The organism is Paracidovorax sp. MALMAid1276 (genome assembly GCF_049198005.1).
GTDB lineage: Bacteria > Pseudomonadota > Gammaproteobacteria > Burkholderiales > Burkholderiaceae_C > Acidovorax.
Window position 1 is genome coordinate 1 of the sequence record NZ_JBMIRS010000091.1, and the last position, 402, is coordinate 402.

Here is a 402-nt window from a genome sequence, read left to right on the forward strand (position 1 = left end):
GGGCAGCATCCAGCCTGAACACCGCCACCGCATTCACCAGCTCGCCCGCCTGTGCGTTCAGCGCGCTGGCCGCCGCTGCCATCTCCTCCACCAGCGCCGCGTTCTGCTGCGTGGCCTGGTCCATCTGCGTCACGGCTTCGCCCACCTGGCCCACCCCTGCGCTTTGCTCGCTGCTGGCCGCGCTGATCTCGCCCATGATGTCCGTCACCCGGCGGATGGAGGCCACCACTTCCGTCATCGTGGTGCCGGCCTTGTCCACCAGCAGCGTGCCTTGCTCCACCCGCTCCACGCTGGCCGTGATCAGGCTCTTGATCTCCTTGGCCGCCTCGGCGCTGCGCCCGGCCAGGCTGCGCACTTCGCTGGCCACCACCGCAAAGCCCCGGCCTTGTTCGCCCGCGCGGG

General features: G+C 70.6%; 1 protein-coding gene. It reads right to left on the minus strand.

Going from position 1 to position 402, the window contains the following annotated elements; translation table 11 throughout:
* On the minus strand, positions 1 to 402 hold a 402-nt coding region (locus ACOQFS_RS05720), incomplete at both ends, for a methyl-accepting chemotaxis protein (RefSeq protein WP_421561935.1).